This window comes from bacterium (assembly GCA_040755755.1).
Classification (GTDB): domain Bacteria; phylum SZUA-182; class SZUA-182; order DTGQ01; family DTGQ01; genus DTGQ01.
Window position 1 is genome coordinate 1,774 of the sequence record JBFLZW010000019.1, and the last position, 17,472, is coordinate 19,245.

Consider the following 17,472-nt stretch of genomic DNA (forward strand, 5'->3'; position numbering starts at 1 on the left):
ACTTGTCCGATCTCAGAATCGATCTTCTGGCTTAAGGTATCGATTCTTTGGTTTACTTGTCCGATCTCAGAATCGATCTTCTGGCTTAAGGTATCGATTCTTTGGTTTACTTGTCCGGTCTCAGAATCGATCTTCTGGCTTAAGGTATCGATTCTTTGGTTTACTTGTCCGATCTCAGAATCAATCTTCTGGCTTAAGGTATCGATTCTTTGGTTTACTTGTCCAATTTCCTGCCTTACCTGCCCTATTTGAGTATCAATCTTCTGATTTAATTGACCGCCCAAGTCATCAATCTTCTGGCTTATAGTATCTATCCGCTGGTTGAAATATCGAGAGCTTTCCTCTTGCTTCTGCCTGAAGTCCTCAGCATTTTTCTCAATGGCAGTGTAAATATCATCCAGTGTAACCCGCTTAATTGACTTACCCGCTGCCATTATCGGCCCTGCTATCTTCCCCATGCCCTCTTTTATGTTCTCTTTGACTTTCATCTCGATGCCACCTTTAGATTATCAGTTTCTCTCCTGATGAATCTATCAATATCCTCTCTCAAGAATCCATAACTACGCCCTGATTTGTTACCCTTTATTTTTCCTTCATGGACCAATCTTTGGTATCATTTCAACGCCACCTTGAGTAGTTCAGTTTCACCATAGTTTTAAGCTACTTACGATACTTTTAAATTCTATATAATTCTTATCGGCACGTCAAGCAAATGATTTACCATTATTTCACCTTTGTGCCTTTCTTGTACCTGCTGACACATGGCATTTATCTTTAGTAACTGTTGCTAACAACAATTGCTAATCCCTGGTCAATCTTCCCTGTCCACCAGCTCGATTCATTTAGTAACAATTTGTTTCTCATATTGTTTTACGATCTCATCCATTCTGGCATATCTCTTGCCTATACAGAGGGAAAGATTATAAAAAGTTATAATCTGCGGGCCGAAGGGGGGTGCAAGGAGAGATGGCCATTATTTTAGGGATCTTATTAAGTAGGCGTAGGTGGTGTTTTGTTCTCAGGCAATATGGATTTTAAAATCCAGGAGTAAATTTTCAACACCCTGTTCCGATCATGAGGACAGATGATTCAAAGGAGAAAAAATTGTTCTTCCCAGCACATACTTAGGAGTGGCCGCCATAAATAGTAAGCCAGTGTGATAGAGGACCGTAAATCTTGGTGATACGGCTCTAAAAAAATAAAACTTACAGGCGGTTATGGCGGCCAGTACTAAGTGCCTTCAGAGATATGACATGAAGGCAGCAGGTGTCTGGCGTGTCAGCCAAGCCCTCGATTTTTAGGTAATCCCCAGCTCAAGTAAATCCCCAGGTATTTCAAAGTTTCAAGAATAAACATCCTGAAGTACCCTTAAAAAAGGGATAACTGTCGGTAATATCTATGAATTGGAAAAATCCCGGATAATTTGCAAATCCCAGTCAGACAATAAAGCTCTCCAGATAGAAGGTTCTCCAGCATAAGGCTCCCCAATGGAGAAATAGAAAGGAATAAGCCTTATGAGTGAGCACGAGCAGCTTTTTATTTTTGTCAACGACAGTATTGATAAGACAGATGTTCCCCATTTCCCTTTTTTTGAGAGAAAGATTGATAATGACCATCACCCCCACCCAGACTCCCCTGCCACAGGGGCTCCCTGCATCAAAGGGGAGGAGAATAGTGGAGGCTCTCCTCTCAGGAGGGAGAAGTGGAAGGGATACTCCTCTCCGAGATTGGGAACATCTGTTGACAGGAGCATATTGCCGCAGCAGAAAAGCCCCCCCTTCATCAAGGTTTCCCTGATGGATGGGAAAGGGAGGACTGTCGATGAGGTTTTGGAAAACGCCCTGTTGCCTGACAAGAACTTCAAGGACTTTTCGGGATTATTCATTGGGCTCACCAGGGCCGAGCGAATTGGTGGTAAAAGGATTCTGATTATAACCGACAACATCCTCCTTCAAATCCTGATTAAAAGTGAAGCGGCAGGGGCATGGAAGGATAGTTATGGATTTCATGCTGACATTAAAAGGCTGATGAATAACTTTGAAGAGGTAAAAGTTGAGATCACCGGTTGGGAAAAAGAACATCGGAAGGCCGCATAAAGCGACCTTTATCAGTAATCCGTCTTCAGTCTTTATACTCTGACCACTGATCACTGACCACTGACCACTGATCACTGGCCACTCATTCAGAAGGAGGTATTGTATTACCATGGATAACAAGCCAGGAAGTTTAACCAAAATATCAACGGTTAATGAGCCGGAAAGTCCGGCAAGAAAAGACAGGGGAACAGAAACGGCGGGAGTACGATTCAGCATTTCATCCAAAAGCATAGCCAAAAAGCTGCTGCGCCTGAACATGTGGTTTATCATGGTTGGTGTTCTGGTTTTGGCCATAGCCTCCATTGTTACTTTTACCATGGGCATCGTGCGCTTTCTCCTGTTCCTGGCAAGAGACATCCATTGGCATCATTTTTCGGTGCCGCACAATTTTAATGCCGTGATCTGTGAGATCCTGGAAATCAATTTAATCGCCGTAATCCTTTTTATTTCAGCTATCGGGCTCTATCTTCTCTTTTGGAAAGATATTCGGGTTCCCGGATGGCTGACCATCAACGATGTCAATCAATTGAAGGAGAAACTGGTTGGCATTCTTATTACTGTTATGGGAGTAACCTTTCTCGAACATATCCTGGAATGGGCTGACCCGCAGGGAACGCTTATGTTTGGAGTGGCTATTGCCCTGATCATCACCACGCTGGTATTTTACATCAAAATCATGGTCTCGGAGGGGGGAGAGGGAGGGAATGAAAAGAATGCACACCACGGATAGGGAATATGATGCCTGCCCAGGTAAAGAACCCCGACAGGCGTTGAAAGACCTTTTACGCCTGGCTGAGACCAAGCTCGATCTCGTCTGGCGTTTTGAAGCAGGAGAGGAGATTACCAGCCTCTGCGTTGCTCATTATACGAGACACGATAAGCCGCAAAATCAGGTTATCGTCGGCTCGAAAGACAGTTGTGTTTATTCGCTGTCCATTGATAAGGAGCTGTTATGGAAATTCTGTGCCCAGGATGAAATCCTGGCTCTGTGCACCTCGGACCTGACCCGTGACGGTTCAGAGGAAATCGTCGTTGGATCAAAGGACCATCACATCTATATCCTCGATCCGGAAGGCGGCCTGATAAAGGATTACCTGTGTGACGGCCCGGTGAAGGCGGTGACCGTAGCCAGAGGCGAGGGAGAGGACTCTATCGTCATCGCCGGATCTTCGAACGGCTATATCTACTTTTTCGGTTATGGGGATGGGACTCAGTGGAAATATTATTGTGGTGACAACTGCCGGGTCACCGGTCTGTGCGTAGCCTCTCTCGGAGAGAATAAGGAGAGTGTGGTAGCCATTACCAACCGGGGGGATGTCATTATCCTGGATTATCAGGAGAAAAAGGTTCTGCGCCGGGTCAAAAAGCCCGGTTCGCTCTATGCTGTCATAGCCCAGGATATCGATAATGACGGAACCAATGAAATCATCGTCAGTTCCGATTCCTGCTGTGTCTATGCCCTGAATAACTATGGCCGGGAGAAATGGCGGTTCAGGACCAAGGATTCCGTCTACTCGATTCACTGCTGCGACATTGATATTGACAACCGTTTCGAAGTTGTTATCGGCACCCGCGATGATTACGTGTACGTGCTCGATGCCGAAGGAAGATACGAGTGGAAATACAAGACCGACCATAATGTCTGGAGTATCTACAGTGCACCCTTCTCACAGCAGATGAAATTCTGCGATCTCTTTGCCGGTTTGAGCAACCGGATGGTCTATTACTACCGGCTGCGCGACTGGCGGCATTATGCCAACAAGATCGATGAGTTCTATACCAAACTGCTGAGTACCGGCAAAGAGGAATGGGAGGTTCTGGAAAGCTTCAGCAGGGATGAGGATGAGTACCTTCGGCAGTTTGCCGCTCAAAAGCTGGTGACCCTGGCCAATGGCCATTCCCTGAACCAGAATATCCTGCTCTGTTTGCGGAACATGTTGAAAGATCACTCTCCCAAGGTCAGGGCCGCTGCGGTGAAGAGCATGGTCAGCCTGTCGGAATATAACCCTGACCTGGTGGTCAGGATACTCTCGACCGAGACCTTCGAGCAGGATGAACAAGTGCGTCTCAAGATTATTCAGGGAATGTCTTCCATAGCCCTGAACGCATCCACCAGGAGAGGGGATATCTTTAATCATCTCCAGAGATTGAGCCAGCAGTGGGAGCAGATCGACCGCAAGGCGATCATTAATCTTTTCGACGTTGCCCAGACGGAATTTATCACCGGCAATCTGAACGAAGCCCTGATCGATTTCCAGTTCCTGGCGGACCGGGGGATCGACCTTGTTTCGAAATATAAGACCGACGGCTATGTCTGCTCGCTGACCTGCGGTGACCTGAACCAGGGCAGCAGCTCGATTATTGCCGTGGCTTCCCGGAACAACCATCTCTACATTTTCGATCAGCGGGGAAAGCTGAAATGGGACCGGTCAACGGAAACCTATGTCCAGGGAATCTTCATCGAGGATGTGGACAATGACGATCATCCTGAAGTCGTGGTCGGCGAGGCTAACGGGACCTTTCAGTTTTTCTCGGAAAATGGAGAGGAGAAGGGCAGATTTTGCTTTCCAAACCAGGTCAATGATTTTTACCCGGTCAAGGACAGGCGCGGAAAGGTCGATGGTCTGGTCATCGGAACCCAGGATGGCATGGTTTACTACCTTGATTCTTCCTGGCAGGAGAAGTGGCGCTTTCAGACCAGAACCTGCGTTTTAAGCGTTTTTGCGGATGATATCGATCGCGACGGCTATCCGGAGATAGCTGTCAGCACCCTGCATGGGCATCTCTTTTTACTGGACCGCAAAGGAGGAGTGCGCTGGGAAAGAAATTTCCAAAGTGATATCAGGGCCATTAATTCATTGCGGGAAGAGGATGTCGATCTGATCATCGGCACCCGGAGCTGGAAGATATATGCCCTCGATGCCAGGGGAAATATCAAGTGGCTGCAATCCAGTGATCAGGTGATCAACAGGATCTGGGTATCGCAGATTCATGATGCCAAACGGATCATGGTCGCAACCCAGGGTGCCTCGCTCCTGGTTCTGGATGCCAGGGGAAACCGGGTTGGAAAAGTGGAGACCTTTGCCAACATTACCGCCCTTGCCTGTGCCGATATCAACCGTGACGGACAGAAGGAAATCATTCTGGGTTCCCAGGATGATCATGTCTATATTTATCAGTTCATCGATCGCCAGACAGTGGATGCCTACATTAAACGATGCAGGGAATTATCCGAGATCCTGGGGAAAAAATTATCCTTCGCCAGAAACGATATTCTGCGGCTCATCAAGGTCAACTTTGAAGGACGGGATAGGAAGGACAAGGTTGTCCTGGTAGGCTACCTCGGTTCGGGGAAAACGAATATCCTCTGGCAGATCAGTTCCGGAGCTATCGGCGAGCGGTATCTGCCGGTCTATATCAACCTCCACTATGCCAGGCTCGACAGTCTGGGAGATTTTATCTGGGATTTTGCGGAAAAAATCACCAAAGAGCTTTTCCGGAAAGGAATTTATCCTTCCTGCCCATCCAAACCGGATTTTTCCGACAATTGCCTGGAGGTGTTCCGGACCTTTTTCCGGGGCCTTTCAGCTCAACTGGAGGAGAAAATACTCCTGATCCTGTTCGACGATTTCGATTGTCTGCAAACCGAGGTTACCAGCGAGAATATCAGCCACGATGTCTTCCATCTCTTCGAGGAGATGATCGATACCGGCAAGTGCTATTTTGTCCTGACCGCTTCCTCGTATGACTTCGACCTCGAACGAAAGAGTGGAAATACCTTTCTGAGCAATGCCCTGATCAAGGATGTTAACTTCGTTGACCGGTTCAGCGTCCAGCAGGAACTGTTCCGGCAACTGGGGGAGGATCTCGAAGACCGGGAGGAGGTGGTCAACAGGATCCTTGAAATTACCGGAAGCCATGCCCACTACCTTCAGATTGCCTTCAATATCATTTCAGCCTATCTTGACAGGACCAGGAAGAACCGTCTGACCAACAAGGACTGGGCCGATCTGTATTTCAGGATCATGGAGGCCATCGAGGCAGAGCTTCTCAATCCCTGGGAGACGTTCCTGGCCTGGGAAAAGGTGGTCCTCTCCTCTCTGGCCAGACTCAATCCCTACGGGGCAACCATCACGGATATCAAGAAGAACCTCGGCTTGTTCACTCCTCTGGTTTCCAGTCACCATCTGGCCAACGTCCTGAAGAACCTGACCAGAAAGTCCATCCTGAACGAAATATTCACTGACCGGGATATTCACTACAATTTTACGATCTCGGTTTTCCGTGACTGGATCAAGAAGAAGACCAATCCCTTTCAGGTCATCAGCGAGAATGCCGAAGCCATCTTGCAGGATGTCCCCTTAAGGCTGTTTTATCATCAGCACCGCACCTGCCAGCACAGAAAACAGATGGATCTTTTCTTACAGACTATTGGCCTTGATTTCAAACAGTGGAAGGTTTTGGCAACCTTATCGCAGAAATGGGCCAAGCTGATTGACCGCAAGGGTGAAATCAATAAGACGGCCCTGGCCGATTTTGTCCGCTATTTCGCCAAATTATTGGGTTTTTCAGTCAACGAGATTATCGAGTATCCCAAACTTTCCTGTTTCCGCTTCGACACACCGGCCCTTCGTCTCAAAAAGCTGGCTGGTATGATCCTGGCTGTTCCTCTGACCTGCAAGCCCGACGAAACTGACTTTCAGACCCTGATCGGCGTGATTGCCAACCTCGATGCAGCCCCGAATACCTTTATGGTCCTCGAACTGGAAGAAACCGGCATTTTCGAGAAACTGGTCGCCAACTCCAAGCTCGACCTTGTTCTTCTGGATCAGGAGCGGCTCAAGAGCATCTTTCTGGCCACCAGCAACTATCTCCAGGCACTCATCGATGATGTCATCCTGCACTATGTTGATTTTGTCGATCTCTCGCCCTATGAGACCATGGGGCCGGTGGACAGCATGTTTTTCGGCCGTCTCGAAGAAATCAAGACCATGAGGCAATTGTCGCACAAAAGCTTTGCCATTATCGGGTCCCGGCAGCTCGGCAAGACCTCTCTGATGCTGAAAGTCCGTAATCTCATCTGCCACGATACCAAAATCAAGACCCTTTTTCTGGATTGCAGCACCTATTATGATCCTCTTACCCTGTGCCAGGCCATTATCGATGGCATCTGCCATGAACGAAAGGCGGTTATCGACAGCCTGGCTGATTTCAAGAGAATCATTCATGAAATTTGCCAGAAAGAGGTCAAGCTGGCCCTTTTCCTGGATGAAATCGACACCCTCTTGTCTATCGACAAGGAGCAGAATGAATTGCTGTTCAAGACCTTTCGGGCACTGTCACAGGAAAATGCCATCAGCCTGATCGTGGCCGGGTATGAAGAACTGTCCATCAGGACCAAGGACATCAAATCACCCCTGTTCAATTATCTTGAGCTTATCAGGCTTTCTTCACTGGACAAGCGGGCAGCCGCTCAACTGATTACCGAGCCGATCAAGGAGCTGGGGATCCGCCTCCAGGACGAAAAGGCCCTGGTCGAAGAGATCTGCGAGATCAGCTCCTGTTTTCCCAACCTTATCCAGTTCATCTGCAAACGGCTGATCCAACTGATCGCTTCTCAAAAGCGCAGGGTGATCTACCCGACGGATCTGGCCCAGGTAAAGAGGGATCCGGACTTTCAGGATTACCTGCTCAGCAGATTTTTTACCAATCTTACTCCTCTGGGTAAAATCATTACCCTGCTTCTGGCAGGAAGACAGGAGATGCCCGCTTCTTTGATTGATGAAAAGCTGCGGCAAAATAATATCTATTTATCGATGCTGGAATTATCCGAAGAAATTGACCGGCTGATTATTGCCTCGGTTTTTTCCCGGACAAAGCAGGGTCTGCGGTTCAGCCTGCCCTATTTCTCGCAGGTTCTTGCCCAGAACATGGAAAAGGAACTTTTATTGAAACAACTTTTCAGGGAGGTACATAATGGAAAACACGATTCCCTTCAAGTACACCGGTCCGTTGGATCCTGAGTACGACGGCCTGATCAGCATCACCCGGCAGGATGAGCTGACCGAGATGATCAAAGGGGTGAGCAATCATACCTATTATGCTCTGGTCGGACCGCGGCAGACAGGAAAAACGACCCTTCTTTTCCAGCTTATGCAGGAAATTGCCACCAGTTTACCCGGTTTTCAGGGGCTTTACCTGACCCTGGAGGATCTGGTCAAGGTCAAATACCAGGACTTTTACAAAAACCTTGCCCGCAAGATCATCAGCTCACTTTCAAACCGATATCAGATCCAGCCAGCCTCGCTCAGGGAGCAATACAAACAGGTCGAAACCAACCTGGACCTGAAGGATTTTCTCCTTGATTTAGCCAGGGCCAGGCTGGGGCCGCAGAGTTCGGATGAATGTATCGAATTCGAAGCCAGAGAGCATAAGGGAGTAAAGTTCGTCCTCCTGATCGATGAGATTGACGCCATTCCCCATGATATCATGATCGAATTTGTCAAAACCGTCCGGTCCATTTTTATCGAGCGGCTCTCGGTAGCCGGTTTCAAGGCTTACACTATGGTCCTGTGCGGATCGGCTGATCTTGCCTCTTTGACCTATGGCAAAACCTCGCCGTTTAATATCAGCAAGGTCATTTATCTGCGAGATTTCACCTTTGAGGAGATCCGGGAGTGGACTAGCCGGATATTCCACCATTACCAGATCTCGCAGCCTGAATCCTTTGCCCGGCGGTTGTTCGACGAGACCATGGGACATCCCTACCTCACCCAGATGCTCTGCTTCAGGATTTTCAAGCGTCTTTGGCAGGAGGACCGTCATGAGGTCACCCAGGACGATTTTCAGGAGGTTGACCAGATTATTACCGGAGGGGACATTAATCTCCTTACTACCCTGGAAAGGATCAAGGGAGATGAAATACTGAAGGAGATGACCTTGAAGATTTTACGGGGTGAACCCATCCGGTATTCACGGACCCATGACATCATCTATCATCTTGAGCTGGCGGGAGCCATCCGGCGAAACAACGAATATTGCCAGATAAGAAACCTCATCTATGAAAAATTTTTAAAACAGCATTTTAATCTCATCGAGCCCGGCCCATCGTTAGCCAGGGCTGCGATCGGGATGTAAGCTCTCCAGGGAAGAGGAGGAAAAAGGACGCATGAACATAGATCAGAGCATGACAGGCTCCTCATCACAGGTCACAACAGATTATATTCCTCTCCGGGAACCGATTGATCTCAGAGCAGGGAGGATAGCTTCGAATGGGGAATCCTCTCTGCGCATTCTCCTGGTTGACGATGAGGAAATCGTCCACCAGACCCTGGGACCATACCTTCGGGACTGCGGGCACCATGTGGAAAATGCCTGGGAAGGCAGCACTGCTTTGGAGTTGATCGAGGCCAAAGAGTATGACCTTGCTCTTGTCGATATCAGAATGCCGGGCATGGACGGTCTCTCGGTGCTGTCGGCCATGGGGGAGGTCCGCCCTGAACTGTCTGCGGTCATTATTACCGGGCACGGAAACATGGAAACCGTCATTCAGGCCCTGAGACTGGGGGCGGCGGATTTTCTCACTAAACCGGTCAAATTGCTTGAGCTGGATGCAGTGCTGGAAAAGTCGATGCGGATCCGCTACCTGCGTCAGGGCCAGCGTCGGTTGCGGGAAACCATCAGGGGCATGCAGGCCTCGGAGGAGATCCGCCTCGGAAACCGCTATCTGGTTGGAGTCAGCCAGGCCATTGACGAGGTGCGCAGGCAGATTCATCTGGCAGTCAAGGCCCGGTGCGAGATCATTCTGATCAGCGGAGAGACCGGCACCGGCAAGGAGATTGCCGCCCGGGAGATCCACTTCCGGAGCGCAGGCGACGACCGGCCCTTTATCGCCGTAAACTGTCCGACCCTGCCTGAATCCCTCGTTGAGAGCGAGCTGTTTGGCCATGTCAAGGGCGCATTCTCCGGTGCTGCCGCGGACAAGGCAGGCTATTTCGAGCTGGCCGAGGGTGGCACCCTCTTTCTGGATGAAATCTCAGACCTCAGCCCGCAAGTCCAGGCCAGGCTCCTTCGGGTGCTGGAGGCCCGAAAGCTGCGGCGGATCGGAGGATCGAAGGAAACCGGCATTAATGTCCGGGTGATCGCCTCGACCAGTATGCCCCTGGAGGAGCTGATAGTTTCACCTCGGTTTCGGAGGGACTTTTTCTACCGCCTGAATGTATTTACCATCAAAATCCTGCCCCTCCGGGAACGCTGCCCGGATATCATCCCCCTGGCCGAGCATTTCCTGTCAACCTACCGGGCGAGCCGAAGCCTTCGCATCAGCGGCTTTTCGCAGGAGGCAAAGGATATGCTGGTTAGCTACAGCTTTCCCGGTAATGCCAGGGAGCTTCGCAATATCGTCGAGCGGGCAGCGATACTGTGCCGGTCAGGGCTGATCGAGCCAAAACACCTTGGGCTGCCGGAGAGCTAGAGTTTCGGGTAAAATTTACACTCACAGGTTATACAGTCACGGATCGATCTGTACCGTAAATTCATTTGAAAACCGTATGTCAAGGGTGAATACCATCAATACACCTGCAAACCGTGTGAGGAGTGAAAAAGTATGACTAAAAAAATCGGATTATTCAACTCACTGAGGAGCAGCAGGAGCAGCTTTTGCGCCTGGCTGATTCCAGAGGCCATCCCATTATCAACACCCCCGGCGCTGGAAATCATTTGTATGGGGAATTGCCATCCTCTTTTCCGGTATGATCGTCGGTGCAGGCATATCCTTAACTATATGGGGCATGCGATGCTGTTTCAGGCCCTTCACTCCGGGAATAAAATGGCCGAACATATTACCAGACGGATCGCATGGAAAGTTGATCTCACACCGCAGCAGCGCAAGCAGGTGGAAATCATCGTTCGTACAGGGGTGGCCGGATTCAGAGAGATTATCGACTCTGTCTACCTGCAGGTCGAAGAGCAGTTCGAATTACTTCACCAGGAAGTGAATTCTTTGCTCACCGAGGAGCAGAAGGTGAAGTGGGAGAAGCATTATAAAAAGATGAAAGACAAGCTCAATCGTCATAGGCCAGGCCCTTGGAATTCGGAAAACATTGATGCGCACACGAGGTAAATAGGATCGCATCTCCGTCGTCTCGTCTCCGGGGTCGGATCAAGAAATCGTATTGTTTTATTAATCAGCTTAAACCGAATGGCACTTACATAAGCCAAGCTTATAATATAGAGAGGACACAAAGCACACAGGGAAAAAAGATCTCCCGCAGAGACGCAGAGACGCAGAGAACAACCAATCCGGCAAGGTCCTGATGAAAGTCGGGATATATCGATGTGTCAACGGCCTGGAAGCAAGCAAAAAGTAAAAAGGCACAAGGAGGAACTTATTTTACTTTTACTTTTCAATGATATCCTCTGCGTCTCAGCGTCTCTGCGGGAGAATTACTAATTCTTATGTAAGTGCCATTCAGCTTAAACCACATACTGATGTAAAAATTTTACACCATTCACATATATTTCTCAATATAATAAAGTTATTCCTGAAAATCGTCGGCTTCGTATCTTCAAATGTCACATCTGCTTGACAGGAGAGGCTCATTGCAGGTATTATGAGGATTCACGGCCAGAGTTCCATGAATGGCTAATCCCCGGATACTTCTTCTCATGTCTTCGCCCGGCATAATGAGCACAAGGGTATCTTCGGGGATGGAAAAAACTACCGGCCGTTTTCGTGGATTACCGAATCTATTTCTCGATCTTAGCCCATTTCTCAATCTTAGCAAGGAAGAGATGGTCGATTGGTTTTACCTTGAGGCTCATGTCTGCGTACTGATGAGCAATCATGAGTATCTGCCTGCCTGCACCGGAATCGCTAATCTGTTGAGGTGGTAGTACAGAGGTCTGGCATCAATTGTACGGATTCAATCGCTGAGAAGGTATAACCCGCCCTTTTTTCCAGGAGTGCAGGTATGCAACCCGGAAATAACCCAAAATCCCCTGAAGGGATTTTGAGAGAGTTACATCATGAGCCTGATACAGGGATGAGGGGCGGACCTTATTCAGGATATTGCTATCCTGTAATAAGGTCCTGAGCATATGAACAGTTTGGAGCATACCTTCTATATTCCGGTCATGGGGACCGGCCATTCCGTCGATACACCGATACGGCTAGCTCCTCTCGGTATTTCCTCGGTCATATCACTTGTCGATGACATCCTCCTGGAAAAAGTGCGAAAGTTCTACAGCGAGAAGTTCGGGCTGAGTTATACCCCCCTCGGAAGGAGCGAGGTGGACGGGAGGGCGAAAAGGATTACCGCCTACCTTGATACTGTATGGCAAATTGTCCAGATCAAAATGGCGGCCATCAAACAGCAGCCGTTTTTCGCAGCCAATGACAAGAGCAGGTATTTTGAGCTCCTTCCCGATGAAAGCCCGCTGAAAAAAGAATATGATAGACTGCTCGGCATGGATGAAGGACCGGAGAGAGATGCTCTGGCAAACGATTTGACCGGCAGGATGCGTCCCGGATCCATAGATGTCAATATCATGGTCAAACTTGACCGGACGGTTTACGACGCCGAGGGCAAGAGCCTCGGCGAGGAATTCACCGATGCCAAAGCCGCGCTCAGAGGCTACGCCAACAGCGCTCTGGAATCGTGTATCGTATTCTCAGCCGGAATCAACCAGAAATTATTCAATTATCTTACCCGGTTCCAGGATTTTTACCGGGACAAGACAGGCTGGATCAGGAAAAAAATCATCGTCAAGGTGAGCGACTTTCGCTCTGCCCTGATTCAGGGTAAATTCCTTGCCAAAAAGGGCCTGGAAATTTCCGAATTTCGCATCGAATCGGGCCTCAATTGCGGTGGTCACGCCTTCCCTTCCAATGGTAATCTGCTCCCGTGCCTTCTCCAGGAATTTAAGGATAAGCGGGAGCAACTGGCTGCGGAGTTTCTGCCGTTCATCCAGAAATATTACCGGAGTCAGGGATGGAAATATCCTGAGTCGGCAGTAAACGAAAAACCCCTCATCAGTGTGCAGGGCGGGATTGGGGTATTCGGCGAAGTCTGCAGGCTCAGGAAGGACTTCGGCATGGACATGACAGGCTGGGCAAGCCCGTTTTTGCTGGTGCCTGAAGCCACTCCTGTCGATCATACCACCCGTGAGCTTCTGATCCGGGCCACAGAGGATGACTTTTATATCAGTGATATTTCACCCCTCGGCGTACCCTTCAATACTATCCGCAGGACCGGATCGGAAGTATGGACCCGCGAAATGGCGGCCAGAGACACACCCGGCTCACCCTGCTCGAAAGGCTGCCTGGTGTCCAACACCGAATTTACCGAAACACCCATTTGCCTGGCCTCCAGAACATACCAGACTCAAAAACTGGCCCAGATAGACAGGATGGAAATTCCGGAGAAAGAAAAGGCACGGCTTCGCGCCAGGGTTGTCGAGAAGGCCTGTATTTGCGATCACCTGGGAAACGGGGCCCTGATCTCCCTGGGGATTGCCAAAGAACAGCATGCTCCCCAGGCTATCTGTCCAGGTCCCAATATCGTGTGGTTCAAGCGGCTGTATACACTCAAGGAAATGGTTGACCACATTTATGGAAGAAGGCCTTCCCTGGTTCCATCCGAGCGCCCGCATATGTTTGCTCAGGAAATCGTCATGTACGTGGATTACTTTGAAAAACTCATCTCCAATCAGGATTGCACGGAAAAAGAGATCGCCTACCTGCAGGAATTCTATTATAATCTCGAACACGGCATGGACTTTTGCCTGGCTATTGCCCAAAATTCCCCTTACCCCGGAGAAAACCTGGCCTCTATTCCTCCCTGCGTAGAGCAGCAAAGAGCACGCCTCAGATCACTCTATGGCAAGGTTGAGAAAAAGATAAATATAGGGTGAACGGCGCAATATTCATCGTCAAGTCCGAATATCTTCCGAATATCTGATGACCTGATTCATGCAAAACCGTAGTCAAAAGCAAGCTGCGGATATTGATTCCGGTTAAAACAGCTGGGCTCTTCCGTAAGTGGTGTGCTGGCTTTAGACAAAAATACCTTTTTATGGACACGAAGAGCACGAAGAGACACCAAGGACAGGAAGGAATTAAGTTAGTTGCTGACATGGAGCACCCTGAAGACGGAAGAGCCAATAGTTGCGACGCAAAATCCTCTCTCATGCTTTCTCCAGCATAGTTAAAATCCGCTTTACGTTATCTGCTTCCTTATCTTCAATGATAACTGATCCTGCTTGCTCTCTGCACTGACTCAGATCTTGCTCGGCCATGATACCATCCTCCAAACCAAAAATCCTGCCCTGATGAGGATGAGGGGGATACGTGGTCTGATAGTTACCGCGCAGTGTATCAAGGTTCATCTATAAAAAAGATTTTGTGTTATTTTCATGTCGGTGGTATACTAGCATTGTTTTGAATAACAATTCGCCGCGTTCACCGCAAAGGAGAGCTGATGCATCATGAAGAAAGGGATTAAAATCGCCGCTTTCTTTCTTGGCGCTCTGGCTGTATTGTTCATCGGCCTGAGTATTTTCATTAAGGCTTACCTTACTTCGGAGCGGGTAAAGGGGCTGGTTCTGCCCTATGCTGAGAAGGCTCTGGGAAGAAAGATAGCGGTAGAAGATGTCAAGATCCACATCCTCACCGGGATTGAGATTTCAAAGGTCAGCATCCAGGATAATCCTGCCTTCAGCTCCGGGCCGTTCCTGACAGCCGATGAGTTTGTCCTGAAATATGCTTTCTGGCCGTTATTCAAAAAAAAGCTGATTATTCACCAGGTGCTTGCCGTCCGGCCTCATATTTCGATTGCCAGGAATGAGCGGGGAGCTTTCAATTTCAGTGACCTTTCGGCCAAAGCCGGTGCCGGGAGCACAAAGCCGAAAGAACCCGAACCTCCCTCGCAAGGCTTTGTGCCCCTCATTTCGGAGGTTGAAATCGAGGATGGCGAAATCGTTTTTACCGACCAATCGGTCCACCCGGCCTCATCGCTGCTTGTGCAGAAGGTCAATTTCACTGCCGAGGACATTTCACCGACCAGCCCCATGACCGTGACCCTTTCGGCAGAACTGCCGGGCAGAGGGGGTGCCAGGCTGGATATTACCGGCCAGGTCGATCCTGTATCGCACACGAGCGACCTTCAGGTGAAAGTCGATTCCCTGGACCTGAAAATCCTCTCGCCCTATTACCATCAAGCCGTACCGCTCACGGTGCTCTCTTCACGGCTCAACCTTTCCAGCCGGATAATGTCGGCAGCCGGGATGGACACCACCGGCGGCAGGATTCAGGCGGATGGTCAGATCAGCCTGGACGAGCTGAAATTCATATATCCTGATACCACCTCAAAAGAGCCGGTTCAGGGGCTTAATCTTAAGGGAGACTATGTTCTCAAGGCGGATATGAGCCAGCATCTTGTACAGGTGGAGCGGATGAACCTTTCGGTTGTACAAATCCCCGTCCAGGTCACTGGCCGGATAGCGAGCTTCAATACTCCGGCCCGGCAGGTTGACCTCAGGCTCTCCGCTTCCGAGATTGATCTTGCCAGGCTCAAAACAACTGTTCCTCCTTCCCTGCTGCCAAAAGCCCTGGAGAAAATAACCCTGGGCGGGAAAATCCTTGGATTGCAGGCCAGCATCAGGAAAGCTGGAGAAGCCGGAGGGCAGGCTCAGGCCCCCCTTGCCTGGTTCGGGCAGGCCCGGCTGTCCGCGGTGCAGGTGGCCTATCAGCCTTACGCTTCACTGGTGCCCCGTATTGATGGCAATCTGCAGTTTGACCGGCAGAAAGTGCACATCCCGAAGCTGACCGCTGCACTTGTTGGCTCACAGACAATCCTGTCCGGCACCATCTCCGATTATCTCGAGAAACCTGTCATGAACCTGAAGATAGAGTCTCAGATCCCGGATATGGCCAGGATATACCAGGCACTGCCCCCTGCCCTCTCCCCCTGGCTGACCAGGGTCAAGCTCCAGCAGGGCGCAGCCAGAATCACCGCCAATCTGTCGGGGAATCCGGCGGAATTCTCCTCCCTGCGCTACCAGGGGGATGCGCTTTTGCGCCAGATCAAAATCCAGCCCTTGGCCGCCGATCCCTCCCTGGTGTCGCGGATCAACGGGCTGCTCAAGTTTACCGAGAATGAGCTTGGTGTTGAAAATCTGAACGCTTCCCTCCCCCGGTCCGATCTGACCCTGAACGGGAAGATCAGTAATTACCGCACAACCCCGGTCATGCAGATGGATGTAACTTCTCCCCGGATAAGCCTTGATGAAATCCTGGCCAGCACGCAGGCTTTGACCGCTCAACCGGAAGGGGAAAAGGAAAAGGCCCCACCGAAGGAGCCTGCTCCTGCCGGTGCTCCTGAAGAGAAGCTCTCGGCTTCCGGTAAAGTCCATCTGGCCAGGGCCACGTATAAGAGCCTGACCATGCAGAACGTGGATCTTGCCTACTCGCTGCAAAACGGCATCCTCAGGTGGCAGAACCTGAAGGCTGAAGTGCCCGGCCAGGGCATTATTACCGCCGACGGCATGCTGGATACCGATAAAACCATCTACTCCTCGAAGCTGAGCATCCAATCCCTGCCCGTGCAGGAGGTGCTCATGGCCCTGGCCCCGAAGTATGCCTCCATTTTTTCGGGAAATGCCTCCAGCAGTATCAACCTGGCAGGGGAAGGGAAAGATAAGGCGAAGATCCGGCAAAGCCTGAATCTTACCGGGAATTTCCAGCTTGCCGACGGAAAGATCAGGAATACCGAGCTGGGCAAGTCTCTCTCCTCCCTGCTGCCGGTAGCCGACTGGTCGGAACTGGCATTTAAGACCCTGAAGGGCAAGGTTGCAGTGGAAGAGGGAAAGATTCACCTCGATTCCAGCCTGGCCAGGGAGGATTATGTCCTCGAACCCAAAGGGACGATCGGCCTTGACAGCTCCCTGAGCATGGACATCATGGTCAGGATATCGCCCCGGATCACGCGGGGAAACAAGATACTCAGCCAATATGTGACCGACGACAAAGGCTGGATAATGATTCCGGTCAAGGCTGGAGGAACACTGACCCGGCCTGCTCTCAAGGTTGACCTGGCAGCAGTAGGTAAGGGATTGCAGGAGAAGGCAAAGAAGCAACTGGAGGAAAAATTCTGGAAAGAAGAAGAGAAGGCCAGGGAGGAACTGGAGGAGAAGCTCAAGGAAAAGCTCCGGCAGCGGTTTTTTGACAAGTCCTCCCCAAAAGATGGCAGGGAGAGCAATCAGGAGCAATCGCCGAAGGAAGTGTCGAATGAAGGGACTGCGGCCAAGCCAAAACCGGTCGAGGACGTGCTGAAAGATACGCTGAAAGGATTTTTCCGGAAAGGGGAATAAGGGAAGA

The 17,472-nt window shown here is 50.0% G+C and carries 11 protein-coding genes; 9 read left to right on the forward strand and 2 right to left on the reverse strand.

Translation table 11 applies throughout. The features are described from left to right. Positions 1–488: hypothetical protein (locus tag AB1611_06965; GenBank protein ID MEW6379331.1), on the reverse strand; the 488-nt coding region annotated here is incomplete at its 3' end. A gap of 1,026 nt (positions 489–1,514) precedes the next feature. On the opposite strand from AB1611_06965, the gene AB1611_06970 reads away from it, so the two are divergent. The 8 genes from AB1611_06970 to AB1611_07005 all read left to right on the forward strand — a co-directional run bounded on the left by AB1611_06970 (position 1,515) and on the right by AB1611_07005 (position 14,009). Further along, positions 1,515–2,096, forward strand: a complete 582-nt coding sequence (locus AB1611_06970; protein MEW6379332.1) for a hypothetical protein — start codon at positions 1,515–1,517, stop codon at positions 2,094–2,096. A 109-nt stretch (positions 2,097–2,205) separates the two neighbouring features. Continuing rightward, positions 2,206–2,826, forward strand: a complete 621-nt coding sequence (locus AB1611_06975) for a YqhA family protein (protein ID MEW6379333.1) — start codon at positions 2,206–2,208, stop codon at positions 2,824–2,826. Then, positions 2,801–8,119, forward strand: a complete 5,319-nt coding sequence (locus AB1611_06980) for an AAA family ATPase (GenBank protein ID MEW6379334.1) — start codon at positions 2,801–2,803, stop codon at positions 8,117–8,119. The genes AB1611_06975 and AB1611_06980 overlap by 26 nt, the downstream gene beginning before the upstream one ends. Next, positions 8,073–9,233, forward strand: a complete 1,161-nt coding sequence (locus tag AB1611_06985) for an AAA-like domain-containing protein (GenBank protein ID MEW6379335.1) — start codon at positions 8,073–8,075, stop codon at positions 9,231–9,233. The genes AB1611_06980 and AB1611_06985 overlap by 47 nt, the downstream gene beginning before the upstream one ends. Before the next feature lie 31 nt (positions 9,234–9,264). Beyond that, positions 9,265–10,569 carry a sigma-54 dependent transcriptional regulator gene (locus AB1611_06990; protein MEW6379336.1) on the forward strand — a complete coding sequence of 435 codons (1,305 nt, stop codon included), beginning with the start codon at positions 9,265–9,267 and terminating at the stop codon, positions 10,567–10,569. Between the two features lie 132 nt (positions 10,570–10,701). Further along, positions 10,702–11,217 (forward strand): hypothetical protein, encoded by a 516-nt coding sequence (locus AB1611_06995; protein MEW6379337.1) that lies wholly within the window; start codon positions 10,702–10,704, stop codon positions 11,215–11,217. A gap of 563 nt (positions 11,218–11,780) precedes the next feature. After that, a complete protein-coding gene (locus AB1611_07000) occupies positions 11,781–11,990 on the forward strand; it encodes a hypothetical protein (GenBank protein ID MEW6379338.1) in 210 nt (69 codons plus the stop codon). Positions 11,991–12,194: 204 nt separating this feature from the next. Further along, complete coding sequence (locus tag AB1611_07005) at positions 12,195–14,009, forward strand: hypothetical protein (GenBank protein ID MEW6379339.1); 1,815 nt, start codon at positions 12,195–12,197, stop codon at positions 14,007–14,009. A 273-nt stretch (positions 14,010–14,282) separates the two neighbouring features. Here AB1611_07005 and AB1611_07010 read toward each other — a convergent pair whose 3' ends face one another. Beyond that, entirely contained in the window at positions 14,283–14,483 is a 201-nt protein-coding gene (locus tag AB1611_07010; GenBank protein MEW6379340.1) for a hypothetical protein, read from the reverse strand. Between the two features lie 99 nt (positions 14,484–14,582). Between AB1611_07010 and AB1611_07015 the strand changes: the two genes are divergently transcribed. Continuing rightward, the gene (locus AB1611_07015; protein ID MEW6379341.1) at positions 14,583–17,465 is read left to right on the forward strand and encodes a DUF748 domain-containing protein; all 2,883 of its coding nucleotides are present in this window, start codon (positions 14,583–14,585) and stop codon (positions 17,463–17,465) included. Positions 17,466–17,472: the final 7 nt, after the last annotated feature.